This is a genomic window from Pseudomonas sp. TJI-51, assembly GCF_000190455.2.
Lineage (GTDB): Bacteria > Pseudomonadota > Gammaproteobacteria > Pseudomonadales > Pseudomonadaceae > Aquipseudomonas > Aquipseudomonas juntendi.
The window spans coordinates 16,240-39,048 of record NZ_AEWE02000010.1 but is presented as its reverse complement, the minus strand read 5'-3'; the positions used below and the strand labels follow the sequence as shown (position 1 = coordinate 39,048).

Annotated in this window: 20 protein-coding genes, 2 pseudogenes and 1 riboswitch; of the genes and pseudogenes, 8 read left to right on the top strand and 14 right to left on the bottom strand. The window is 64.6% G+C overall.

Annotated features, from left to right (window positions below; genetic code table 11):
* Nucleotides 1-974: pseudogene (locus G1E_RS02395) on the top strand (amidohydrolase); the annotation flags it as partial.
* A 75-nt stretch (nucleotides 975-1,049) separates the two neighbouring features.
* Here G1E_RS02395 and G1E_RS02390 read toward each other — a convergent pair.
* From G1E_RS02390 to G1E_RS02365, 6 genes are all read right to left on the bottom strand, one after another.
* A complete protein-coding gene (locus G1E_RS02390) occupies nucleotides 1,050-2,465 on the bottom strand; it encodes an efflux transporter outer membrane subunit (protein ID WP_009682306.1) in 1,416 nt (471 codons plus the stop codon).
* Nucleotides 2,462-5,641, bottom strand: a complete 3,180-nt coding sequence (locus tag G1E_RS02385; protein WP_029885133.1) for an efflux RND transporter permease subunit — start codon at nucleotides 5,639-5,641, stop codon at nucleotides 2,462-2,464. Before G1E_RS02385 ends, G1E_RS02390 begins: the two co-directional genes overlap by 4 nt.
* Nucleotides 5,642-5,653: 12 nt before the next feature.
* A complete protein-coding gene (gene mexE, locus G1E_RS02380) occupies nucleotides 5,654-6,895 on the bottom strand; it encodes a multidrug efflux RND transporter periplasmic adaptor subunit MexE (RefSeq protein ID WP_009682303.1) in 1,242 nt (413 codons plus the stop codon).
* Nucleotides 6,896-7,071: 176 nt separating this feature from the next.
* Nucleotides 7,072-7,374, bottom strand: coding sequence for a hypothetical protein (locus tag G1E_RS02375; RefSeq protein ID WP_029885132.1), 303 nt, complete (start codon nucleotides 7,372-7,374; stop codon nucleotides 7,072-7,074).
* Between the two features lie 94 nt (nucleotides 7,375-7,468).
* Entirely contained in the window at nucleotides 7,469-8,821 is a 1,353-nt protein-coding gene (locus G1E_RS02370; RefSeq protein WP_029885131.1) for a GntP family permease, read from the bottom strand.
* 109 nt (nucleotides 8,822-8,930) lie between these two features.
* Entirely contained in the window at nucleotides 8,931-9,470 is a 540-nt protein-coding gene (locus tag G1E_RS02365; RefSeq protein WP_009682299.1) for a gluconokinase, read from the bottom strand.
* 207 nt (nucleotides 9,471-9,677) lie between these two features.
* Here G1E_RS02365 and G1E_RS02360 point away from each other — a divergent pair, with 207 nt between their 5' ends.
* The 3 genes and pseudogenes from G1E_RS02360 to G1E_RS30100 all read left to right on the top strand — a co-directional run bounded on the left by G1E_RS02360 (nucleotide 9,678) and on the right by G1E_RS30100 (nucleotide 12,166).
* Nucleotides 9,678-10,697 carry a LacI family DNA-binding transcriptional regulator gene (locus G1E_RS02360; RefSeq protein WP_047149588.1) on the top strand — a complete coding sequence of 340 codons (1,020 nt, stop codon included), beginning with the start codon at nucleotides 9,678-9,680 and terminating at the stop codon, nucleotides 10,695-10,697.
* A gap of 149 nt (nucleotides 10,698-10,846) precedes the next feature.
* A pseudogene (locus G1E_RS30105) lies at nucleotides 10,847-11,629 on the top strand (PAS domain-containing protein); the annotation flags it as partial.
* A gap of 42 nt (nucleotides 11,630-11,671) precedes the next feature.
* Nucleotides 11,672-12,166 (top strand): methyl-accepting chemotaxis protein, encoded by a 495-nt coding sequence (locus tag G1E_RS30100; RefSeq protein WP_370593812.1) that lies wholly within the window; start codon nucleotides 11,672-11,674, stop codon nucleotides 12,164-12,166.
* Here the strand turns inward: G1E_RS30100 and G1E_RS02350 are convergent.
* From G1E_RS02350 to G1E_RS02320, 7 genes are all read right to left on the bottom strand, one after another.
* Nucleotides 12,141-15,407: a transporter substrate-binding domain-containing protein gene (locus G1E_RS02350; RefSeq protein WP_047149586.1), complete on the bottom strand. Its 3,267-nt coding sequence runs from the start codon at nucleotides 15,405-15,407 to the stop codon at nucleotides 12,141-12,143. The two genes, G1E_RS30100 and G1E_RS02350, sit on opposite strands and share 26 nt — an antisense overlap.
* Before the next feature lie 13 nt (nucleotides 15,408-15,420).
* Nucleotides 15,421-16,035 carry a response regulator transcription factor gene (locus tag G1E_RS02345; protein ID WP_009682293.1) on the bottom strand — a complete coding sequence of 205 codons (615 nt, stop codon included), beginning with the start codon at nucleotides 16,033-16,035 and terminating at the stop codon, nucleotides 15,421-15,423.
* Nucleotides 16,036-16,309: 274 nt separating this feature from the next.
* Nucleotides 16,310-17,062, bottom strand: coding sequence for a precorrin-4 C(11)-methyltransferase (gene cobM, locus G1E_RS02340; RefSeq protein ID WP_047149585.1), 753 nt, complete (start codon nucleotides 17,060-17,062; stop codon nucleotides 16,310-16,312).
* A gap of 33 nt (nucleotides 17,063-17,095) precedes the next feature.
* Nucleotides 17,096-17,482 (bottom strand): cobalamin biosynthesis protein, encoded by a 387-nt coding sequence (locus G1E_RS02335; protein WP_009682290.1) that lies wholly within the window; start codon nucleotides 17,480-17,482, stop codon nucleotides 17,096-17,098.
* Nucleotides 17,482-18,168, bottom strand: coding sequence for a CbtA family protein (locus G1E_RS02330; protein ID WP_009682289.1), 687 nt, complete (start codon nucleotides 18,166-18,168; stop codon nucleotides 17,482-17,484). The genes G1E_RS02335 and G1E_RS02330 overlap by 1 nt, the downstream gene beginning before the upstream one ends.
* Before the next feature lie 10 nt (nucleotides 18,169-18,178).
* The gene (locus G1E_RS02325) at nucleotides 18,179-18,367 is read right to left on the bottom strand and encodes a CbtB-domain containing protein (RefSeq protein ID WP_009682288.1); all 189 of its coding nucleotides are present in this window, start codon (nucleotides 18,365-18,367) and stop codon (nucleotides 18,179-18,181) included.
* A 92-nt stretch (nucleotides 18,368-18,459) separates the two neighbouring features.
* A riboswitch (cobalamin riboswitch) is annotated at nucleotides 18,460-18,683 on the bottom strand.
* A gap of 71 nt (nucleotides 18,684-18,754) precedes the next feature.
* Nucleotides 18,755-19,234 carry a GNAT family N-acetyltransferase gene (locus G1E_RS02320; protein WP_009682287.1) on the bottom strand — a complete coding sequence of 160 codons (480 nt, stop codon included), beginning with the start codon at nucleotides 19,232-19,234 and terminating at the stop codon, nucleotides 18,755-18,757.
* Between the two features lie 123 nt (nucleotides 19,235-19,357).
* Between G1E_RS02320 and G1E_RS02315 the strand changes: the two genes are divergently transcribed.
* From G1E_RS02315 to G1E_RS02300, 4 genes are all read left to right on the top strand, one after another.
* On the top strand, nucleotides 19,358-19,987 hold the full coding sequence (locus G1E_RS02315; RefSeq protein ID WP_009682286.1) for a LysE family translocator: 630 nt from the start codon (nucleotides 19,358-19,360) through the stop codon (nucleotides 19,985-19,987).
* 21 nt (nucleotides 19,988-20,008) lie between these two features.
* Nucleotides 20,009-20,881 carry an alpha/beta fold hydrolase gene (locus G1E_RS02310; protein WP_029885121.1) on the top strand — a complete coding sequence of 291 codons (873 nt, stop codon included), beginning with the start codon at nucleotides 20,009-20,011 and terminating at the stop codon, nucleotides 20,879-20,881.
* Nucleotides 20,882-20,977: 96 nt separating this feature from the next.
* A complete protein-coding gene (locus G1E_RS02305) occupies nucleotides 20,978-21,844 on the top strand; it encodes a pirin family protein (protein WP_009682284.1) in 867 nt (288 codons plus the stop codon).
* A gap of 246 nt (nucleotides 21,845-22,090) precedes the next feature.
* Nucleotides 22,091-22,351 (top strand): DUF1652 domain-containing protein, encoded by a 261-nt coding sequence (locus tag G1E_RS02300; RefSeq protein ID WP_033690293.1) that lies wholly within the window; start codon nucleotides 22,091-22,093, stop codon nucleotides 22,349-22,351.
* 74 nt (nucleotides 22,352-22,425) lie between these two features.
* On the opposite strand, the gene G1E_RS02295 is transcribed toward G1E_RS02300, so the two are convergent.
* Nucleotides 22,426-22,713 carry a hypothetical protein gene (locus G1E_RS02295; protein ID WP_029885118.1) on the bottom strand — a complete coding sequence of 96 codons (288 nt, stop codon included), beginning with the start codon at nucleotides 22,711-22,713 and terminating at the stop codon, nucleotides 22,426-22,428.
* Nucleotides 22,714-22,809 lie beyond the last annotated feature (96 nt).

The following is a 22,809-nucleotide window of genomic DNA, read 5'->3' as shown; positions in this document are numbered from 1 at the left end:
TTGCGTGCCGACATGGACGCCTTGCCCATGACCGAGAAGAACGCTTTCGCCCATGCCAGCAAGGTGCCCGGGCGAATGCATGCCTGCGGTCATGACGGGCACACCGCAATCCTGCTGGCGGCTGCAGCGCAACTGGCGGCTACCCNNCCCACCGGCCGCCCCCCCGCCAGTTCAACGGCACGTTGAACCTGATCTTCCAGCCGGACGAAGAGGGCCTGGCCGGCGCCAGGGCGATGATCGACGACGGGCTGTTCGAACGCTTCCCGTGTGATTCGGTGTATGCCCTGCACAACATGCCCGGCCTGCCGGTGGGCACGTGCGTGGTACAGGCCGGGCCGACCATGGCCTCTTCGCAGCGGGTCAGCATTCGCATCACCGGCAAAGGTGGCCATGGGGCGATGCCGGAACTGTCGGTAGACCCGATAATGGCGTTGCACAGCCTGATCGGTGCGATCCAGACCATCAAGTCGCGCAACCTGAGTGTCGACGACCATGCTGTGATCAGCATCGGCATGATCCAGGCTGGTACGGTGTACAACATCATCCCCGACGAGGCCTGCATGCTGCTGAGCGTGCGCACCGACACGGCCGAGACCCAGCAGAAGATCAACAGCCGGATAGAGGCGTTGGCCAGGGGGCACGCGCAAGCTTTTGGCGTTGAGATCGATGTGCAGTTTACCCAGCTGGCCCCGGCGTTGTGCAACAGCGAGCAAGAAAGTGCGCTGCTGCGCGAGAGCCTGCGACCGCTGTTCGCCGATGGCGCACTGCTGGACAAGCTGCCGAAAAAGGTCATGGGTACCGAAGACTTCGCCTACATGCTGCAGGCGCGGCCAGGCTGTTACTTCATGCTCGGCAACGGCACCGGCGAGTTTCATGGGTGTTCGGTGCACAACCCTCACTATGACTTCAACGATGCGTTGGTGAAGATCGGCGCCGATTGCTGGGTCAAGTGGGTGCAGGACGCGTTGCGCTGAGCCGGGCCGGGTACTACCGCCTGGCCGGTGGCGGCCACACGGTGGTGGCGCCACAGGCCATGGTCGTGCCTGGGGTCAGTGCGCGCTGGCCACGGTCTGCGGTTGCCAGCCGCCACCCAGGGCTTTGTAGATCGAAACGATGCCGCGGTACAGCTCGACCTCGCCTTGCGCTTGCGCATCTTCGGCACTCAACCGTTCGCGTTCGGCATCGAGCAGTACCAGGTAGTCCACGGTCCCCTCGCGATAGCGAATTGAGGCCAGTTGCGCCGCCTTGCGGCTGGCTTCGCTCTGGCGCATCAACGACAGCAACCGTTGTTGGGTCTTGGCGTAGTCGCTGAAGGCGTTGGCCGACTCTTCCAGTGCCAGCAACACCTGTTGCTCGTAATTGGCCATGGCGCCTTCGGCGTCGGCCTTGGCCCCGCGCAGGCGGGCCCGCACGCTGCCCAGGTCGAACGCCGCCCAGGTAATGCTGGGGCCCAAGGCCCAGGCGTTGGCCGCCGATGAGCCGAGCTGCGACCCGCGCGCGGCGGTAAAGCCCAGGAAACCGCTGAGGCTGACCCGCGGGAACAGGTCGGCGGTGGCGACGCCGACGTTGGCCGTGGCGGCTGCCAGCTGGCGTTCGGCGCTGCGAATGTCCGGGCGGCGGCGCAGTAGTTCGCCGGGGTCGCCCACCGGCAGCGCCTTGGCGATGGCCGGTAGCGCCTTGGGCGACAAGTCTACGCTGAGGGCGTCGGGGCGCTGGCCGAGGAGGGTGGCGATGCGGTGCCGCGCCCGGGCCTGTTCGGCCTGCAGTTGCGGCACGGTCGCTTCGACCCCGGCCAGGCGGGCATCGGCGCGCACCACGTCGAGGTCGTTGCCGACCCCGGCGTCGCGCAGGGTTTCGGTGATGCTGCGCGATTGCTGCTGGGTCTTGAGGTTGGCCAGGGCAATCTTCTCGCGCAGCTGTGCACCGCGTAATTGCCCATAGGCATCGACCAGTTCGGCGATCAGGCTGACCTGCAACTGCTGCAGGTCGGCGGCAGCGGCCGCTTCCTGCGCTTCACTGGCTTCGATCTGGCGCTGGATGCGGCCGAACAGGTCCAGCTCCCAGGCCATGTCCAGGCCCAGGTCATAGCGTTCGCTGTTCACCCGTTGCTCGGTCTGGCCAGGAACCTGGCCTTTGCCGATATCGCTGCTGGCACGGCTGGTGACCACCGGGAACGGGTCGTTCTCGGCGTCTTCACGGATCGAGCGGGCCGACTTCAGGCGGGCGAAGGCCACGCGCAGATCCCGGTTGCCGGTCAACGAAGCCTGCACCAGCTGGTTCAGTACCGGGTCGTCGAACTGCTTCCACCACAAGCTTTCAAAGTGGCTGCGGTCATAGGCCTTGGCCTGCGCATCAGCGCCCAGCTGGGCAGGTGCGGTGGCGGGGGCCTGGTAGTCCGGGCCGACCGCGCAGGCGGCCAGGGCCAGGGCCAGCAGGCTTGGCGTCAGGGGTTTGAGCAGGTTCATGCGTGGTTCTCCAGCACTTGCACGCGTTCGGCCTTGCGGGCCTGGCGACGCTCGACGAAACGGCGGATCAGGAAGAAGAACACCGGGGTGAGGAACAAGCCGAATACGGTCACGCCGATCATCCCGGAGAACACCGCCACACCCATGGCATGGCGCATTTCCGAGCCTGCACCCGAGCTGAAGACCAGCGGCACCACACCCATGATGAAGGCGATGGAGGTCATCAGGATCGGCCGCAGCCGCAGGCGGCACGCTTCCAGGACGGCAGCCAGCGGGTCGAGGCCCTTGGCTTGTTCGTCCTTGGCGAACTCGACGATCAGGATCGCGTTCTTGCACGCCAGGCCCACCAGCACGATCAGCCCGATCTGGGTGAAGATGTTGTTGTCGCCACCCGATACGATCACACCGGTGATCGCCGACAGCAGGGTCATCGGCACGATCAGGATCACTGCCAGCGGCAGGCTCCAGCTTTCGTACTGGGCAGCCAGTACCAGGAAGGCCAGCAGCACGCACAGCGGGAAGACGAACAGCGCGGTATTGCCCGAGAGGATCTGCTGGTAGGTCAGGTCGGTCCACTCGAAGGTCATGCCGTTGGGCAGTTCCGCTTTCAGCAGTTTTTCGATGGCCGCCTCGGCCTGGCCAGAGCTGTAGCCGGGCGCTGCGGCACCGTTGATTTCAGCGGTGATGAAACCGTTGTAGTGCATCACACGGTCCGGCCCGGAGGTATCGCTGACCTTGAGGAAGGTCGCCAGCGGTATCATCTCGCCCAGGTTGTTGCGCACCTTCAATTGGCCGATTTGCTCGGCATCGAGGCGGAACTGCTGCTCAGCCTGGACGTTGACCTGGTAAGTGCGGCCAAAGCGGTTGAAGTCGTTGGTGTACAGCGAGCCCAGGTAGACCTGCAGGGTGTCGAAGATGTCGCTGATCGCCACGCCATGGGTCTTGGCCTTTTCCCGGTCGATGGCGGCATCGACCTGCGGCACGTTGACCTGGTAGCTGGTGAACAGGCCCGCCAGCTCCGGCACCTCGTGGCTTTTGGCAATGATGTTCTGGGTTTCCTTGTACAGCGCTTCGTAGCCCAGGTTGCCGCGGTCTTCGATCTGCAGGCGGAAGCCGCCGATGGTGCCCAGGCCTTGTACCGGCGGTGGCGGGAAGATCGCGATGTAGGCGTCCTGAATGTCGGCGAACTGGGCATTGAGCGCGGCAGCGATGGCGGCAGCCGACTGGCTTGGGTCCTTGCGCTCGTCAAACGGCTTGAGTGGGGTGAACACGATGCCGCTGTTCGGGCTGTTGGTGAAGCCGTTGATCGACAGGCCAGGGAAGGCGACCGAGTCGGCCACGCCAGGTTGCTTGAGGGCGATTTCGCTCATGCGCTTGATCACCGCCTCGGTGCGGTCGAGGCTGGCGGCGTCGGGCAACTGGGCGAAGGCCACCAGGTATTGCTTGTCCTGGGCCGGTACGAAGCCGGTGGGGGTAGACGAGAAACCCAGGTAGGTCAGGCCCATCAGGCCGGCGTACACGAACAGGGCGATGCCGCTGGAGCGAATGACCCGGCGCACGCCGCCCACGTAGCGGTGCGAGGCACGGTCGAAAAAGCGGTTGAACGGGGCGAACAGCCAGCTGCCCAGGAGTTTTTCCAGTAACCGCGAGAAACGGTCCTTGGGCGCATGGTGTTCCTTGAGCAGTACGGCAGCCAACGCCGGTGACAGGGTCAGCGAGTTGAATGCCGAGATCACCGTGGAAATGGCGATGGTCAGCGCGAACTGCTTGTAGAACTGCCCGGTCAGGCCGGAAATGAAGGCAGCAGGCACGAACACCGCACACAGGACCAAGGCGGTGGCGATGATCGGCCCGGTCACTTCGGCCATGGCCTTCTGCGTCGCCTCCAGGGGTTTGAGGCCCAAGCCGATATTGCGCTCGACGTTTTCCACCACCACGATGGCGTCGTCCACCACGATACCGATGGCCAGCACCAGGCCGAACAATGACAGCGCGTTGAGCGAGAAGCCGAACAGGTGCATGACCGCAAAGGTGCCGATCAGCGATACCGGCACCGCCAGCAACGGGATGATCGAGGCGCGCCAGGTTTGCAGGAACAGAATGACCACCAGCACCACCAGCACCAGCGCTTCGAACAGGGTGTGCACCACCGCCTCGATGGAGCCGCGCACGAACACGGTCGGGTCATAGACGATGCTGTAGTCCATGCCTTCGGGGAAGTCCTTCTTCAGCTCGGCCATTTTTGCCCGTACTTCGTCGGAGATCTCGATGGCGTTCGAGCCTGGGCGCTGGAAGATCGGCAGTGCCACTGCCGGCTGGTTGTTCAGCAACGAGCGCAGGGCATATTGGCTGGAGCCGAGCTCGACCCGGGCGATGTCTTTCAGCCGGGTGATTTCGCCGTCGGCGCCGGCGCGGATGATGATGTTCTCGAACTCTTCCTCGTTGACCAGGCGGCCCTGGGTGTTGATCGACAGCTGGAAACTGGTCGAACCCGGGGCGGGCGGGGCGCCCAACTGCCCGGCGGCGACCTGGCGGTTCTGTTCGCGAATGGCTGCGACCACGTCACTGGCGGTGAGGTTGCGCGAAGCAGTTTTGTTCGGGTCGAGCCAGACGCGCAGCGAGTAGTCGCCCATGCCGAACAGCTGCACATCACCCACGCCGCCAAGGCGTGCCAACTCGTCCTTGATATTGAGGATGGCGTAGTTGGACAGGTAGAGCATGTCGTAGCGGTTGTCCGGCGAGGTCAGGTGCACGACCATGGTCAGGTCGGGCGAGGCCTTGTCGACGGTGATACCGATGCGGGTCACTTCTTCCGGCAGCTTGGGCTGGGTGCGGGTGACGCGGTTCTGCACCTGCACCTGGGCGTTGTCCAGGTCGGTGCCCAAGGCGAAGGTGATGGTCAGCGTCAGTTTGCCGTCAGCGGTGGACTGGGAAGACATGTACAGCATGTTCTCCACACCGGTAATGGCTTGCTCCAGCGGCGCAGCCACGGTTTCGCCGATGACTTTCGGGTTGGCACCCGGGAAGTTGGCGCGTACCACCACGGTTGGCGGCACTACCTCGGGGTATTCGCTGATGGGTAACTGGAACAGCGAGATCGAGCCGGCAATCAGCAGCACCAGCGACAGCACGGCGGCGAAGATCGGCCGGGTTATGAAGAATTTGGAGAAGTTCATCGGTCTGGTCCCTTAACCGCGTGGCGCCTGGGCGCTGGCGTTTTTCACGTTGTTGCCCGCCACTTTGGGCGCCGGGTTGCTGGCCTCCAGGGCCTGGCGCTGTTGGGCGAGGGCGGCCAGGGTCTGCTCGCTGGCCATCTGGGTTTCCTGCGGCGTTACCGGCGAACCCGGGCGTACGCGCTGCAGGCCCTTGACCACGATGCGCTCGTCCTTGCCCAGGCCGCTGCGCACGATGCGCAGGCCTTCGAGTTTTGGCCCCAGTTCCACAGCGCGGTAGGCGGCCTTGTTGTCCTTGTCCATGACCAGCACGAACTTCTTGCCAAGGTCGGTGCCCACGGCCTCGTCGTTGATCAGTACGGCGTCGTACTGGGCGCTGCCCACCAGCTTCAGCCGGGCATACAGGCCCGGGGTGAACTGGCCGTCGCGGTTGTCGAACACGGCGCGGCCACGGATGGTGCCCGTGCGCGGGTTGACCTGGTTGTCGACGAAGTTCATCTGGCCCAGGTGAGGGGTGCCGGTTTCGTTGGTCAGGCCGAGGTACACCGGGGTGCTCTGGCCGCGTTGCCCCTCGCGCGCCAGCTGGGTGTACTTGAGGTACACGCGCTCGTCGGCGTCGAAGTAGGCGTAGACCTTGTCGGTGGAGACCACGCTGGTCAGCGGGGTCACGTCGGCGCTGACGATGTTGCCGGCCGTGAACGCGGCGCGGCTGACCCGGCCGCTGATCGGCGCGGTAACCCGGGTAAAGCTGAGGTTCAGGCGGGCGAGGTCCAGTTGAGCCTGGATGGCGTCGACCCCGGCCCGGGCTTCGGCAGCGGCGCTGCTGCGCGATTCGGCCAGCTCGGCGGAAATGGCGTTGCTGTCGCGCAGGCGCTCACCACGGCGGGCTTCATTGGCGCTGCGGATGGCGGTGGCCTTGGCTTGTTGCAACTGGGCTTCGAGGCGGCGGACTTCTGCCTGGAACGGGCGCGGGTCGATCTGGAACAGCAGGTCGCCTTTCTTGACCTGGGCGCCCTCGGTGAAGGCGACCTGGTCGATCTGGCCGGACACCCGCGGGCGCACCTCGACGGTTTCCGGGGCTTCGAGGCGGCCGGTGAACTCGTCCCATTCATTGATCGGTTGCTCGATCACCTTGGCCACGGTGACTTTCGGCGCGGCGGGAGCCTGCACGGCGTCGGGGGTTCGGCCGCAAGCGCTGATCACCACCACAGCCAGGGCTGCGAGGGGGAAGCGCAAGGGTTTGAGTGATTGTTCCATGGAGAACTCCGCCAATGTATTAGTGATGGGCGGAGTGTGAGTGTCTTGCGCGAGAGGCACGAATCGAACGGGCCGAAATCTATTATCACGCTGAATGATAGGTCGGGATCAGCGGGTGGTGAATCGAGGGTGCGGGCCTGCACCCGAAGCCGGTGCCAGGGCCCGCTGCCACGGGCTTAGCGTTGGCTGCCGCCAGCGCCGCCTGCGTCGGCACCACCGGTCCCTTCGGACCCTGTGCCGTCCATGCCTGGCAAGTCACGACTGTCGTTCTGCTGGGCGGGCGGGCTGTCCGGGTCATTGCCCTTGATGCGCGGGTCGGTATCCCGCGGCATGGGTTTTTCGATCGGGTTGAGGGTGCTGTCCACGCCGGGCTGCGGCGCGTTGTTGTGCGGGTCGTCGGGGTAGGTCGGGCCAGTGCCGGCGGCAAGCGCCAGTGGCGAGGCGAGCAGGGCAATCAGCAGCACGCTTGAGCGGTTCATGGCAGTCTCCATTGCGTCGGGTGGGGCGTACTCCTTTTCGGCCCCACCCGTGGCGCTAACGTGCCATTGTTGCGCTCATTGTTCCGATCAGCGGTTACACCACCATCGACAACAACATGATGAAGATGATGCCGACGATGGAAAGAATCGTCTCCATCATGCTCCAGGTCTTGAAGGTTTCGGCCACGGTCATGTTGAAGTACTGCTTCACCAGCCAGAAGCCGGCGTCGTTCACATGCGACAGGATCAGCGACCCGGCGCCGGTGGCCAGCACCAGCAACTCACGGTTCACCCCCGGTACCAGGTCGATCACCGGTGCCACGATACCCGCGCCGGTTATGGTCGCGACGGTGGCCGAACCGGTGGCGATACGGATCACCGCCGCTACCAGCCAGGCCAGCAGGATCGGCGAAATTTCCGCTTGCACGGCCATTTGCCCGATCACATTGCCCACCCCGGTGTCCACCAGCATCTGCTTGAAACCGCCGCCGGCACCGACGATCAGCACGATCGCAGCGGTTGGCGCCAGGCTCTGGTCGAGCATTTTCATGATTTGCTGGCGGTTGAAACCGCGGGCCGAGCCAAAGGTGTAGAAGGCCAGCAGCAAGGCAGCGAGCAGGGCGGTGATCGGGTGGCCGATCAGGTCCATCCACTGGCGCACGATGTGCTCGGCAGGCAGCACCACGTCGGCGAAGGTTTTCAGCAGCATCAAGGCCACCGGCAGCAGCACGGTGATCAGGGTGATGCTGAAGCTCGGCAGGTTGCCCTGGTCGGACTCCTTGGCGATCTGGTCCATCAGCTCCTGCGACGGGTTGCCGGGAATGTAGCGGGAGATGAAGTTACCGAACAGCGGGCCGGCGATGATGGCGGTAGGCAGCGCCACGATCAGGCCGTAGAAAATGGTCTTGCCGATGTCGGCGTGGAAGATGCCGATCGCCAGCAACGGGCCCGGGTGCGGCGGTACCAGGCCATGCACGACCGACAGGCCGGCCAGCAATGGAATGCCGATTTTCACCAGTGAAACCCCGGAGCGCCGGGCCACGATGAACACCAGTGGAATCAGCAGCACGAAGCCGATTTCGAAGAACAGCGGAATGCCCACCAGGAAAGCGGCGAACATCATGGCCCAGTGCACGTTCTTCTTGCCGAAGGCGCGAATCAGGGTTTGCGCGATCTGGTCGGCGCCGCCGGAGTCGGCCATCAGTTTGCCAAGCATGGTGCCCAGGGCGAGCACGATGCCGACAAAGCCCAGCACACCGCCAAAGCCGTCCTGGAACGACTTCATGACCTTGGCCACCGGCATGCCGGAGGTCAGGCCCAGAAAGCCGGCCGCCAGGGTAAGGGCGACGAAGGGGTGAACCTTGAAGTGGGTGATCAGCAGGATCAGCCCGACGATCGTCACGAGCGCGTCGAGCAACAGGAAGGTATCAGTAGCCAGTCCGAACATGGTTTCAAGGCCTCGGTCTTATCGTTGTTTTGGCGTAGCGTTTTGGGAACTTTCCGCGCTTTCGCGGGGGCGGGTAGCGCTGTCTTTGGTGAGCCGGTAAACCGCTGGGTCAGGCGGTCTGCGCCAGGCCCTGCTCACCGCAGCGCTTTAGCCAGCGGTCTACCGCTTCGGCCAGGGCTTCGATGGGCTGGGTAGCGTCCAGGGCCAGGGTCAGGGGCTCGCCACGGGGCGATTCCAAGGCGGCGAACTGGCTGTCGATCAGGCTGGCCGGCATGAAATGCCCAGGGCGTGCCAGCACGCGCTTTTCGGCTTCGGCAGCCGACAGTTCGAGGAAAACGAACACCAGCCCTGGCATGGCCTGGCGCAGGGTTTCGCGGTAGCGGCGTTTGAGCGCCGAGCAGGTCAGGATCGGGCGTTCGCCGGCCTGGCTGATGGTTTGCAACTCTTCGCCCAGGCGCACCAGCCAGCCGGCACGGTCGGCGTCGTCCAGGGGGATGCCCGCGCTCATCTTGCGGATGTTTTCGGCAGGGTGGAAAGCGTCGCCTTCGATCAGGCGACCGCCGCTTCGGGCAGCGATGGCAGCACCGATGCAGCTTTTGCCGCAACCGGCCACGCCCATCACCACGATGGCGGACAGGGGAGAATTCATCAGTACCTCCTGCGGGGTGAGGTAGCGCTGTCTCGTCGCTGACGAACAGCCACCTCCCCGGTGTTATTGGTCTTGTCCTTACGCAGTATGGACGCCTGGCAGCACGCGTGTAGCGGCAGCTACCAAAGATTACATTGCCTGCATCCTGAGACAGCGCTACCTTAGTGGCCGTTCCCCATCCTTGCAAGTAGTAAAATTACAACATCCATGTCCCGCACCGGCTCCCGTACCACAGGTCGTCCTACCCTGGCTGAAGTGGCCAGGCTTTCCGGGGTTTCCCCGATCACCGCTTCGCGCGCGCTGCGCGGCGTGAGCACGGTTGCGCCAGAGCTGGCCGCAAAGGTCATGGCTGCCGCTGCCAGCCTGGGCTACGTGGCCAACCCTGCGGCCCGGGCGTTGGCCTCGGCGCGCAGCCAGTCTGTCGTGGTGCTGATCCCGTCGCTGTCCAACCAGCTGTTCATCGATACCCTGGAGGCCATCCACGACGTCATGCGCCCGCGTGGGCTCGAGGTGCTGATCGGCAACTATCACTATGACCTGGCCGAAGAAGAGAACCTGATCCGCAATTACCTGGCCTATCAGCCCTGCGGGATGTTGCTGACCGGGTTCGAGCGCAGCGATGCGGCCCGCCAGATGCTGGCCGCCAGCGGCGTACCCTGTGTGCACATGATGGAGCTCAAGGGCGAGCCGGGGGCGGTATCGGTCGGTTTTTCCCAGGAGCAGGCGGGGCGGGCTGCCGCGCGGCACCTGATCGACCGCGGGCGCAAGCGCCTGGCATTTATAGCCGCGCAACTCGACCCGCGGGTGATGCAGCGGGCCGAGGGTTTCCGCCAGGCCCTGGCCGAGGCGGGCCTGCACGCTGCGGAACTGGAAGTGTTGGCCCCGGAGCCTTCTTCGATTGCCTTGGGCAGCACACTGTTCAGCCGCCTGATGCAGGAGGCCCCGGATGTGGACGGCATCTTCTTCTGCAACGACGACCTGGCCCAGGGCGCTGTCTTGCAGGCGTTGCGCCAAGGTGTGGAGGTGCCTCGCCAGGTGGCCATGGTGGGCTTCAACGACCTGCCGGCTTCGGCGCACATGGTGCCGCGCCTCACGTCTATCCGTACCCCGCGGGCTGCCGTCGGTCGGGGCGCGGCCCAGGCCTTGCTCGCGTTGCTGGACGGCAAACGGGTGGCCAGTGCCCAACAGGACCTGGGTTTTGAGCTGATGGTGCGGGAAAGTACCTGATTCGCTCCCCTGTGCAATGGCGTTGACCACGCCCTGGCGGCCTGCCGGCGTAACAGAAATGGAGTAATCACAAAGCGATGGCACTGTGCTTGCACCGCGCATACGGCCATCTATGCTCATGAAACCGCGCATAAAGGAGGCCCGGCGTCATGTTCGATTTCCATCGCAAATCCGATTTGGTCGAGATCCAGCGCAGCCATCAGGCATTGGCCGACGCACAGGCCAAACTGGCTGCCATCAGTCGCTCCATGGCAATGATCGAATTCGCCCCGGATGGCACCATTCTCGACGCCAACGACCGCTTCTGCCAGGCCATGGGTTACAGCGCTGAAGAGCTGCGCGGCAAGCACCACCGGCTGTTCTGTGAGCCGGGCTATGCCCAGAGCGCCGAGTACCAGCAACTGTGGCATGAGCTCGGCCAGGGCAAGACCATCAGCGGCACGTTCGAGCGCGTCGACAAGGCCGGCCGTGAAGTCTGGCTGGAGGCCAGCTACATGCCCGTGCTGGATGCCCAGCGCCAAGTCAGCAGCGTGATCAAGGTGGCGTCCGACATCAGTCAGCGCGTCGCCCTTGAGCATGAAAGCGAAAGCCTGCTGAAGGCGATCAGCCGCGCCATGGCAGTGATCGAGTTCACCCCGCAAGGGCGGGTGATCAAGGCCAACCAGAACTTCCTGGACACCATGGGTTACCGGCTCGACGAGGTGGTAGGCCGCCACCATGGCCTGTTCTGCCTGCCGCACGAGCGTGAGTCGGCCGAGTACCGCCAGTTCTGGGCGTCGCTTAACCGTGGCGAATACCACTCGCACCGCTTCGAGCGGGTGAACAAGCAAGGCCAGACGGTGTACCTGGAAGCCTCCTACAACCCGATTTTCGACAGCAAGGGCCGCCTGTACAAGGTGGTCAAGTTCGCCAGCGACATCACCGACCAGGTCTGTACCCAGCAAAGTGCCGCCGATGCGGCCCATGCCAGTTCGGTGCAGACCGATGCCTGCGCGCGCAAAGGCACCGAAGTGGTACAGCAGACCGTGCAGGTGATCGAGCAGATTTCCGTGGAGCTCAACGACGCAGCGCGCAGCATCGATGCGGTGAGCAAACAGTCGGATGTGATCGGGCAGATTGTGCTGACCATTCGTGGTATCGCCGACCAGACCAACTTGCTGGCGCTGAATGCGGCCATCGAAGCCGCCCGTGCCGGCGAACACGGGCGCGGTTTTGCCGTGGTCGCCGACGAGGTGCGCAACCTGGCCGCGCGCACCAGCAAGGCTACCCTGGAAATCGTCGATGTGGTGCGGCAGAACCACGACCTGTCGCTGCTGGCCGTAGCCAGCATGCAGTCAAGCCTGAACCGCACCGGCCATGGCGTGGCGCTGGCCAATGAAGCCGGCACGGTGATCATGGAGATTCAGCAAGGCTCAAGGCACGTGGTCGATGCCATCAGCCAGATCAGTTCGACGCTGCAATTGCATTGAGCGCAGCACGCATATCGTCCAGCAGGGCCTGCAGGCTGGCTTGCAGCCGTGCGCGCGGCTCGTCGGTCGGCGAGCCTTGCGCCTGGGCCGCTTCGATCGCTTCGCAATCCTGGACCACGGTGCGTACCCTGATCATCTTGGCGCCGCCCTTGATGCGGTGGGCCAAGGCACGCAGCGCCTCTTCGGACGCGTCCGCCGCCAGCGCATGCAGGGCCGCCAGGTCTTCACCAACGCTGATCGACAGTTGCTCGAGCAAATGCCTGGTGAGCTGCGCGTCGTCCTGAGTCAGGTGGCGTAGCTCATCCAGGTTCAAGCCGCCCGCGCGCGCTGTTGGCGCAGGTGGGCGGGCCTGGGGCAGGTGGGCTTTGAGGGCTCGCAAACCTATCGGCTTGAACAGGCAAACGTCCATCCCGCTGGCCAGGCAGCGGGTACGTTCCTCGGCCTGGGCATTGGCGGTGATACCCAGAAGCCGGCACCTGGGCAGGCTGCGCTCGGCCTCGAACTGGCGAATGCGCCGGGTGAGTTCATGGCCATCCATGACCGGCATGCTGCAATCGGTGATCACCACATCGAAGCGCCCCGCTTGCCAGCGGCCCCAGGCGACTTCACCGTTCTGCGCCAGGCTCACCTGGTGCCCAAGGGTGTGCAATTGCCGCTCCAGCAATAGCAGGTTGGCAGGGTAGTCGTCGACGATCAGCACATTCAAAGGGCCGTCGCTGTTTTCCAGTTGGGCCGGGTCCTCGGGCACGGCTGCCGGGGGCGCGCAGGTGGGCAGTTGCAGGTTCACTTGCACCCGGGTGCCGACGCCTTCGACGCTTTGAAGCTTCAGCGTGCCGCCCATCAGCTCGGCAAGCGTGCGGCTGATGACCAGGCCCAAGCCTGCGCCCTGGCGGGCCCTGGGGCCGTCGGCCTGGACAAAGGCATTGAACAGGCGGGCCTGGTCGGCAGGGCTGATACCGATGCCGGTGTCGCGCACATCCAGCTCCACCGGCAACACGCCATGGCCGGCGATAACCGGCAGAAGCAGGTTGGCCTGCACCTCGCCACGGTCGGTGAACTTGATGGCGTTGCTGATCAGGTTCGACAGGATTTGCTTGAGCCGCAGCGGGTCCGCCAGCACCCAGGCCGGTTCAGCGGGCAGTTCGCCGTGCAGGTGCAGGCCCTTGGCCCGGGCGTTGCCTTCGAACACGCGCAAGGTGGCGCGCACCAGTTCGCGCAGGTCCGTGGGCACGGGTTGCAGGGTGATGTGCCCGGACTCGATCCGGGAAATATCGAGAATGTCGCCAATCAGTTCCAGCAGGCCAAGCGCTGAATCATGGGCCGTCTGCAGCGTATGGATATCGCTGCGCCCGCTACGGCAGTCCTCCAGCGCCAGTTCCAGCAACCCGATCACGGCATTCATCGGGGTGCGGATTTCATGGCTCATGGTGGCCAGGAACGTGCTTTTGGTCTGGCTGGCCTGTTCAGCGTCGTCCTTGGCCTGACGCAGTTGCTCCAGCAGCCCGCGGCTCAGCGCCAACTGGTCCTGCAGGGCGTGTTGCGCCTCGGTGCGCTGGTTGATCAGCTTGCGCAGGTAGCTGTTCCAGAACACCACGCCGGCCAGCAGCAGCGCCGACAGCACCAGCACTTGCAGGGCGAGGGTGCGGTAGTCGCGCCACGGGCTGTCGCTGACCAGTGAGCTGGTGCGCCAGCGGTTGATCAACTGCGCCAGTTCTTCAGGCGGAATGCTCAACAGCGCCTTGTCGAGAATGGCCTGCAGCTGGGGCTGGTCGGCGGCCACGGCGAAGGCGGCCAGGGCCGGGTCTTCATCGAGCACACTGGCAATGCGCAGGCGGTCCTTGAATACATGACTGATGTAGTACGCCGCATTGATGTGGTTGCTCAGGGCGACGTCGGCACGGCCATTGGCCACGGCCTCCATCAGGCCCAGCGGGTTGTCCACCTCGACCAGGCGGGCCTGCGGGTAGCGTTGCTGCAGCAAGGCGCGTTGCGGCGAGCCTTTGACCACCGCGATACGCTGGCCGTCCAGGGCCTTCAAAGGGGCGGGTGCGGTGGTGTCGCTGCGGGTGACCAACACCCTTGGGCTGACCAGGTAAGGCCGGGTGTAGCGCAGTTGCCTGGCGCGGTCTGCGCCGTAGCCCAAGGCGCCGATCATCAGCGCATCACCTTGGTTCAGCCGCTCGACCATGTGGTAGGCCGATGTGCTTTCAACGGTCTTGAACTGCAACCCAGTGCGCAAGCCGATCTGCTTGAGCAGATCCAGGGTGATGCCGTTGGCGTTGTCCTGGGCGTCGTTGAAGGTCAAGGGCGCCAGTGATGTGTTGATCAGCACGTTGACCACGGGGTGCTCGGCGATCCAGGTTTCCTCTTCGGCACTGAGGGCCGTCAGGTGGCGCTGCAACAACAGGCTGGTATTGCCACCGCTCCAGCGGCGCAGGATGTTCAGCCGTTCGCTTTCACTGATGCGGGCCAGTGCCTTGTCGACCAGCTGGCGCAAGTGCAGGTTGTCGCTGGACAGGGCGAACGCGAACGCTTCGGGGGCGGCCGGGGAAAAGTGGTCGATCTTCAACGTGCCCTGGAAGCTTTTGCCGATCATGAAGTCGGTACTGATGGCGTCGCCCAGGTAGGCGTCGGCCTCGCCCAGTTCGACAGCGGCCAGCCCGGCCAGGGTGGAGCGGTACAGGCTCAGTTGCGCCTTGGGGTACAGGCTGCGTACGGTATTGGCGGGCAGGTAGTGATCAACCATGGCCAGGCGCAGGCCGGCCAGGTCGGGCGTGGCCTTCAGGCTGCGCCCCTCCCGGGTCACGACCACCGGCAGGTCGTCGGCATAGGGTGAGCTCAGGCTGAGGTGGGCGTCTGCTGCCTCGAAGGCGTTGGAGCTGCCCAGCAGGTCGATGCGCCCCTCATGCAGGGCAGTGATGGCTTCGTGGCGGCTGGCAAAACGGCGCACTTCGATGCCAATGCCAAGCTGCTCGCCGATCAGGCCGGCGTAATCGGCGCTCAGGCCTTCGTAGTCACGGGGGCTGACATTGATCTCGAAGGGCGGGTAGTCCGGCCGCGAACTGCCCAGTACCAGTTGCCGGTGCTGCTGCAGCCACTGGCGGGCTTCGGCCGAGAGCGCCAGCGGCGCGGCAGCACTGACCGAGCGCGCCAACAACTGCCGGGGTTCGCTGCTGGCCTGCAACCCGCTGGCATTGGCCAGGCTGATGATCATGAAGGCGCTCGCCAGCAGGAACTTCATGCTCGCCAGCCGCTCAGTAGACGCTATTGCGCTTGGCCAGGTCGACCATCTCGACCAGCGATTCGGTCTTGAGTTTTTCCATGATGCGGCCCCGGTAGGTGCTGATGGTCTTGGCGCTCAGGTTCATGCAGGTTCCAATGTTCTTGTTGTTCTCGCCGCGTGCCAGGCGCCGCAGCACTTCCATCTCACGGTTGGAAAGGCTGGCCAGGCGCACCGGTTCGCTCTCCAGGGAGTTGCTGTTGACCGACATCTGCGGAAACGTCGAATAGCCCTTCACCAACGCCTTGAGGGCGAACAGCAGGGCCTCGTGGTCTTCTTCCTTGGTGACGAACGCGCCGATACCGGCATCCAGGCAACGGCGCACGTACAAGTCGGTGGCCTGGCCAGTGAGCACCATGATCTTGGGGGTTGGCTCCAGGCACTGAAGGCGCTTGATGACCTCCATGCCGTCCAGGCCAGGCAGGCCGATATCCAGCACCACCACGTCCGGGCGCAGTTCACGGGCCACCTGCGCCACCTCGCTGCCATTGCCGACTTCGCCGACGACATGGAAGCGCTCACGCTCGAGCAGTAGGCGCAACGACAACCGCACGATAGGGTGGTCGTCGACGATCAGCACGGTTGTCATGGGGAAAACTCCTGTCAGGATGTGGTCCGCTTCCTGGAACACTCAGGAATACGTTTGCAAGCGGGTTAATCGGAAGCGCAGCACCATACGGCCAAACCTGACGTTTGGTAATCCCGAGTATAGAAGTGTTGAAAGTTTCCGGACTACTTGTCGAAAATTCCTACAAGTAGTGGAAAAACATCACCACTGCCACAATGGTGATGTCAGACAGGAAAGGGCGCTCAGGCGCAGCCAGTGGGGTTTCGACCCTGTGCAGGGGCAAGCCTGGGCGTGCTCAGTCGCCAAGCCGATACAGGTGGGCGTGACCGGCACGGTACAAGGCGGATTCGGCGAACGGCGCATCCCCCAGTACATGGCCTACCAGAATCAGTGCCGTGCGCCGGAAGTGCTTGGCGGCGCTGCGCTCGACGATGTTGCCCAGCGTGCCGCGCACCCAGTCCTGGTCTGGCCAGGTGGCGCGGTGCACCACGGCCACCGGGCACTCGGTGCCGTAGTGGGGCAGCAGCGCTTCAACGATCCGTGGCAGGTGCTTGACCCCCAGGTGAATCGCCAGGGTGCTGCCGTGGCGGGCCAGGTCGGCCAGCTGTTCCCCGGGTGGCATTGGCGAACTGTCGCCGTAGCGGGTCAGAATCACGGTCTGCGCCACTTGCGGCAGGGTCAGTTCACAGCCGAGCAGGGCAGCGCTGGCGGCCGTGGCAGTGACCCCGGGGATGATCTGGTAGTCGATACCCAGTGCCTTGAGGTGGCGGATCTGCTCGCCGATGGCGCCGTACAGGCTGGGGTCGCCGCTGTGTACGCGGGCGACATCCTGGCCGTGTTCGTGGGCGGTGCGCATGGCTGCGATGATCTGCTCCAGGTGCAGTTCGGCGCTGTTGATCACGGTACTGGCCTGGTGGCCTTCGAGCACGGCAGCCGGCACCAGCGAGCCTGCGTAGATGATCACCGGGCATTGGCGGATCAGCCGCTGGCCCTTGACCGTGATCAGTTCGGGGTCGCCGGGGCCGGCGCCGATGAAGTAGACGGTCATGCAATGTCCTTGCAAAAAAAGGGTATGGCGCGTTCAGCAGGCCAGGGCGAGTGTCGCCGGGCCGAGCACCTGGCGCTTGAGCAACAGCCGTGGGCTGCCTTGTTGCCGATCGGCCAGGGCCAGTGCGGTGCTCTCGGCCACGCCCCAACACCCGGTGTGGGCATGGGCGGCGGCGGAGCGGTGGCTGAGCAGTGGCTGGTAAGCGTGCAGTTGCTGGCTATGGTACAGCACCAATGGCACACCCAGGTGCTCGGCCAGCTGCTGCAAACCCGGCTCGTCAGCCTTCAGGCTGATGCTGGCGATGCCGCGCAGGTCTGCCAGTGCCAGGCCGTGGTTGGCCAGGGCCTGGCACAACAGGGTGTGCAGGGTGGCCGCCGGGCAACCCCGGCGGCAGCCAAAACCGGCATAGAAAGTGCCCATCAGGCCTGGCTGGAACGGCGGAACAACCAGGCGCTGAGCAGGCCCAAGGCCAGCCAGAACGCCGCATTGGTCAGCCACGAGGCCAGCTTGAACTGGGTTTCCAGGGCCTGCGGGGCCAGGCTTTGGTGAACCTCGGGCTGCGGGGCGCCGAGCACATGCGGAATTACCAGCAGCACCGCGCCCAGCACTTTCAGCAGCCCGTGGCGGGCGAACACCAACAAGGCCAGGCCGAGCGCGGTGGCGCTGGCGGTGCCGACCCACCAGGCCTGGCGTTGCCCCAGGTCTGCTGCAGCGGTGCCTGGCAGTTCGGGCGGCAAGCCCAAGGTCGGGGCCAGGCAGAACACGGCGAACCCGGCCAGCCCCCACAAGGCACCGGTACTGGCGCGGGTGGGCGCGCGCAAGCTGTACAGCGCGGCGAGAACAAGGGCGAAGCCGACGGCAACCACCAGGTTGCCGCCCGTGGTGGCGAGCACCCGTTGCCAGCCATCTTCCGGCGACCAGGCCTCGGCGCTGTGTTCATGGGCAGGCACTTCACTGCCATGCTCATGGTGCGCGGCAGGTGCCGAGGACTCGTAGGTTTCCGCCTGAAGAATCAGCGGGGCCACCCAGAAGCTTTGCAGCAAGGTCAGCAGCAGGGCGGCGAGCAGCCCGCTGAAACCCGCAGTGCGGGCAATGCGCATGATCATGGGGGCGTACTCAGTGGCAGGGGAAGGCGGCGCTGTGGCGGGTGTCGTGGGCGGCGTTATGCACCGCCTCGATGTGCGAGAACCCGGCGAAGTAGACCAGGCACAGGCCCAGCAAGCTGGCACCGACGGCAATGATGACGCGCTGGCTGAGGGTAGCGGGGGTGGCAAGGCTGTGTGGCTTGGTGCTGGCGACGGGCATGACGCGTTCCTCTGCTTTTTGTGGGCAATGGGCAGGCGCGGCAGCCCCGGGCGCAGTTACCCAGGGGAATGCAACAGCGCCCGCCCACCGCGGGTTGTTCATGAACGCCAGGCCGGTCTCCGGGCTTGCGAGGAGGAGCAGGGCTCCTGGCAAGCGTCACCTTCCCATGCCGCACTACATGGCACAGTGGTACAGACGCTTCGCTCGCTTACCGTTGCGGGGGCAGCACCGGCATTGTCGGGCCCTGGTCAGGGCCTGCGACGCACCGGTTTCCCGTTTCACCCCATGAAGGGGCACCTGAACGTGAGGCGTAAGGAGAGCATGGGGCGGCCCTGGCGTCAATTACCCGGTGGGCTGCGCATGTGCCTGGGCCGGGTGGAGCAACCGTTAGCCCCGCGCGAATGCCGCCAGCTTGTGCCCGTCCAGGCGGTAGCGTACCCACTCATCCTGGGCCTCGGCGCCCAGCTTCTGATAAAAGCCGATTGCCGGCTCGTTCCAGTCCAGCACGCTCCACTCCAGGCGCCCACAGTTGTTGGCCACCGCCTCGCGGGCGATGTGCTGCAGCAACTGGCGGCCAGCCCCGTCACCGCGCTGTTCGGGGGTGATGTACAGGTCTTCCAGGTAGATGCCGTTGCGCCCCAGCCAGGTGGAATAGCTGTAGAAATACACGGCAAAGCCGATCGCCTGGCCATCGCGTTCGCAGATCAGGCTGTGCACGGTACTGCCTGCACCGAACAGGCTGTGCTCGATATCGGCCAGGGTCGCGACCACCTCGTGGCGCGCGCGCTCGTACTCGGCCAGCTCGGTGATGAAGTTGAGGATCTGCGCGGCATCGGCAGGCGCGGCAGGGCGAATGGAAAGGCTCATGAGACGGCTTCCTTGATCCAGGATGGCAGTACAGTGAAGTGTATCTGCATAATTTGTTTTAACTGTATTGGTCGCCGAGGAGGACGACTCCGGTAGTGTGGCAGCACCCTCAATGAAAGTGGAATGCCCGCCATGCTTGCCTCTGTCGACCTGCTGAGCGCCTTCGTGCTGTTCGCCTTTGTATCTTCGATCACGCCAGGTCCAAACAACACCATGCTGCTGGCCTCGGGCGTGAACTTCGGCGTGCGCCGCTCGGTACCCCATGCCCTGGGTATCAGTTGCGGTTTCATGGTCATGGTGCTGGCGGTCGGCCTGGGCCTGGGTGAAGTCTTCAAGGCCTGGCCGCCGCTGTACACGGTATTGCGCTACACAGGCGCGGCCTACTTGCTGTACCTGGCCTGGAAAATTGCCACTTCCGGGCCTGTGGATGCTGCCTCGCCTGGCGCGCGCAAGCCGCTGGGCTTCTGGGGCGCAGCCGCATTCCAATGGGTCAACCCCAAGGCCTGGGTAATGGCAGTGGGGGCCATTACCACCTACACCCCGGCGCAAGGCTACGTGACCAATGTAATGGTCATTGCCGCAGTGTTCGCGTTGGTCAACCTGCCGAGCGTGGGCGTGTGGGTGATGTTCGGCAGCGCCTTGCGCAACCTGCTGCAGAACCCGCGCTGGCTGATGCTGTTCAATGTCCTGATGGCCCTGCTGCTGGTGATTTCACTGTACCCGCTGCTATTTGTAGAATCGGTGTTTCCCTAGCATTGCGAGTGCCGTAAACCCATGCAGTTGATTCCCTGGTCCCATGAATGCGCCGAAGGCTTCACCTTGCGTGGTTGGCGAACCCCGGCCAGCGGCAAGCCACTGCTGCATTTCTTGCATGGCAACGGTTTTTGCTGTTTGGCCTACCAGCCGTTGCTGATGCGCCTGGGTGAACACTTCGACCTGTGGCTATGTGATGTGCAAGGGCACGGTGACAGTGACCATGGCGGGGCGTTTCTGGGTTGGAACCGTACGGCGGCGCTGGCCGTGGAGGCCTTCGAAGCGGGCCGTGGCGAATACGGCGAGGTGGCCCGGTTTGCCGTGGGCCACAGCTTCGGCGGCGTGTTGACCGGGCTGATGTTGGCCAGTGACCCGCAGTTGTTCGGCCGTGCTGTGCTGCTCGATCCGGTGTTGTTCAGCCGCCGAATGCTCGGCGTGATGGGCGCCGCGGCGCTGGTTGGCCTGCACCAGCGTCATGCCTTGGCGCGCAAAGCCGCCAGCCGCCGCAGCCATTGGCCTGATCGCACAGCGGCGCTGGCTTCGCTGCAGGGCCGGGGCATCTTCAAAGGCTGGGCCGATGCGGCGTTGCAGGCGTATGTCGAGCATGCCATCGGCGATTGCGGCGAGGCCGTGGTGCTCAAGTGCCGACCCAGCCGCGAAGTGGAAATCTTCAGCTCGTTCCCCAAGCGCATGTGGGCCAGCCTGTGTGCAATCAATACCCCGACCCACGTGATCTATGGCAAGCACACCTATCCGTTCGTGCCACGCTCGGTGCAGCGCTTGGTGTCGCTGAATGCCAGCATCAGTGCGCAGGAGGTCGCCGGTGGGCACTGCTTCATGCAGGAAGACCCGGCGATGGCAGCCGAGCAGGTGCTGGCTTTCTTGCAGCGGTGATTGTTCTGTAGGTGGAACGATGTGGGCCGTTAAAGCCCTCTACCGGCAGATTGTCATCATTGATAAGGTGATCCAAACCGAAACAGGAGCCTTCTCATGAAAACCATTCTGGGTATCCACCACAGCCCCCACGCCCATTGGGTGGGTGATGGCTTCCCGGTCCGCAGCCTGTTCACCTATGACCACCTGGCCAGCCATATCAGCCCGTTCCTGCTGCTGGACTATGCCGGCCCGCATGCGTTCACCCCAACCCAGGCCCGGCGCGGCGTTGGCCAGCACCCGCACCGTGGTTTCGAGACAGTGACCATTGTCTACCAGGGCGAGCTGGAGCACCGCGATTCCACGGGTGCCGGCGGCCTGATCGGGCCGGGCGATGTGCAATGGATGACCGCCGCCAACGGCATCATCCATGAAGAATTCCATTCGCCAGCCTTTGCCGAGCGGGGCGGCATGCTGGAGATGGTGCAGCTGTGGGTCAACCTGCCCGCTCGCGACAAACGTGCGGCGGCGGGCTACCAGACGCTGCTGGCCAGCGATATCCCGGTGGTAGCGCTGGATGACGGGGACGGCAGTGTGCGGGTGATCGCCGGGCATTACCACGGTCACCTGGGGCCGGCGCGCACTTTCACGGCCATGGACGTCTGGGACCTGCGCCTGAACAATGGCGCTGCCTTGGCGTTGCCGGTGGCCGCCGGGCGCAACGCGGCGCTGGTGGTATTGCGCGGCCGCGTGCGGGTCAATGGTGAGCGCGAAGCCGGGCCGTCCAGCCTGGTGCTGTTCGACCGCGAGCACGCGGATGTACGGGTCGAAGCGCTCGAAGGTGCCAGCGTGTTGCTGCTGAGCGGTGAGCCGATCGACGAGCCGATCGTGGGTTACGGCCCGATCGTGATGAACAGCCAGGCGGAGATTGCCGAGTCGTTCGACGACTTCCATGCCGGGCGGTTTGGCCAGTTGCAGCAGTAGAAGGGCGCGGGGCGCCGGTGCCGGCCCCCACGGAAGCCCTGCGCAACCATTCGTCGTGAAGTTCGTTGCTGCGACCGAACACCCGATCCCGGCAGGCGATCTTCCACTAAGGTGCTAGAGGATTCCCCGCATCATCATTGCCCCGGGGCATGGACGCCCGCCGCGGCATGCGCATTATCAATTGGCACCCAGCCCCACGAGGGCGTACTTCCTCACAACAGGCCATCCCACCGAGAGGGTCGTACCATGTCGTTGATAGGAGTTTCCATGCTCGAGCTGCGGCAGTTGATCGAGCATGCTTGCCTGCCAGATCGCTGTGAAATCAGCTGTACCGATGGTGCCAACCTGACCATCCGGCTCGGTCAGGGCCAGAGCCTCGATGAGTGCTGCACCCTCAGCGGGGTGCCATTGCGCAGCCTCAACAGCTGCCGCGATGTGCTGAACCTGGTGGAGCAATTGCATACCCTGCGTGACCGCCCGCCTGCACCGCTCAAGTCCATCGCCTGATGCGAGTGCGCGAACCCCGCCCAGCCCTTGGCTGGCGGGGGAAGGGCTGCGCGCAGCCGCCAGCCGTAGATCGCCTACTGCAGTTCCACCAGCAGGTTCAACCCGCCATCGCCACACTTGCCCTTGTCGCGAACGACCCCATGGTAGCTGCGACCGTCCCACATGAACGCCACGCTATGGGCACGCTCGACCTTGTGCGGGAGCGGTGGGCAGATGTGTACACGCAGGGCCGCGCGGCCCTGCAGATTCAAGGGCGCAAGTTGGCACTGGCATTCCACGGACTGCGCAACCGGCCCGAACAGGGTATCGCGAACGTAGTCCAGTTGCAGTGAGGCATTGGGTGCACGGCCGGGCATCCTCATAGGGATTCGACTCGTTGATTACGGCAAGGGCGGCAGGTCTGGCAAGGCATGACGGACTCCTGGCGGGCAGCACTGTAATTATGCTCTGAACCCTGG

Bases quoted from the DNA above. Each gene is read 5' to 3' on its own strand.
- G1E_RS02390 (WP_009682306.1), bottom strand. From the start codon at position 2,465: ATGAACCTGCTCAAACCCCTGACGCCAAGCCTGCTGGCCCTGGCCCTG.
- G1E_RS02385 (WP_029885133.1), bottom strand. From the start codon at position 5,641: ATGAACTTCTCCAAATTCTTCATAACCCGGCCGATCTTCGCCGCCGTG.
- mexE (WP_009682303.1), bottom strand. From the start codon at position 6,895: ATGGAACAATCACTCAAACCCTTGCGCTTCCCCCTCGCAGCCCTGGCT.
- G1E_RS02375 (WP_029885132.1), bottom strand. From the start codon at position 7,374: ATGAACCGCTCAAGCGTGCTGCTGATTGCCCTGCTCGCCTCGCCACTG.
- G1E_RS02370 (WP_029885131.1), bottom strand. From the start codon at position 8,821: ATGTTCGGACTGGCTACTGATACCTTCCTGTTGCTCGACGCGCTCGTG.
- G1E_RS02365 (WP_009682299.1), bottom strand. From the start codon at position 9,470: ATGAATTCTCCCCTGTCCGCCATCGTGGTGATGGGCGTGGCCGGTTGC.
- G1E_RS02360 (WP_047149588.1), top strand. From the start codon at position 9,678: ATGTCCCGCACCGGCTCCCGTACCACAGGTCGTCCTACCCTGGCTGAA.
- G1E_RS02350 (WP_047149586.1), bottom strand. From the start codon at position 15,407: ATGAAGTTCCTGCTGGCGAGCGCCTTCATGATCATCAGCCTGGCCAAT.
- G1E_RS02345 (WP_009682293.1), bottom strand. From the start codon at position 16,035: ATGACAACCGTGCTGATCGTCGACGACCACCCTATCGTGCGGTTGTCG.
- cobM (WP_047149585.1), bottom strand. From the start codon at position 17,062: ATGACCGTCTACTTCATCGGCGCCGGCCCCGGCGACCCCGAACTGATC.
- G1E_RS02335 (WP_009682290.1), bottom strand. From the start codon at position 17,482: ATGGGCACTTTCTATGCCGGTTTTGGCTGCCGCCGGGGTTGCCCGGCG.
- G1E_RS02330 (WP_009682289.1), bottom strand. From the start codon at position 18,168: ATGATCATGCGCATTGCCCGCACTGCGGGTTTCAGCGGGCTGCTCGCC.
- G1E_RS02325 (WP_009682288.1), bottom strand. From the start codon at position 18,367: ATGCCCGTCGCCAGCACCAAGCCACACAGCCTTGCCACCCCCGCTACC.
- G1E_RS02320 (WP_009682287.1), bottom strand. From the start codon at position 19,234: ATGAGCCTTTCCATTCGCCCTGCCGCGCCTGCCGATGCCGCGCAGATC.
- G1E_RS02315 (WP_009682286.1), top strand. From the start codon at position 19,358: ATGCCCGCCATGCTTGCCTCTGTCGACCTGCTGAGCGCCTTCGTGCTG.
- G1E_RS02310 (WP_029885121.1), top strand. From the start codon at position 20,009: ATGCAGTTGATTCCCTGGTCCCATGAATGCGCCGAAGGCTTCACCTTG.
- G1E_RS02305 (WP_009682284.1), top strand. From the start codon at position 20,978: ATGAAAACCATTCTGGGTATCCACCACAGCCCCCACGCCCATTGGGTG.
- G1E_RS02300 (WP_033690293.1), top strand. From the start codon at position 22,091: ATGTCGTTGATAGGAGTTTCCATGCTCGAGCTGCGGCAGTTGATCGAG.
- G1E_RS02295 (WP_029885118.1), bottom strand. From the start codon at position 22,713: ATGAGGATGCCCGGCCGTGCACCCAATGCCTCACTGCAACTGGACTAC.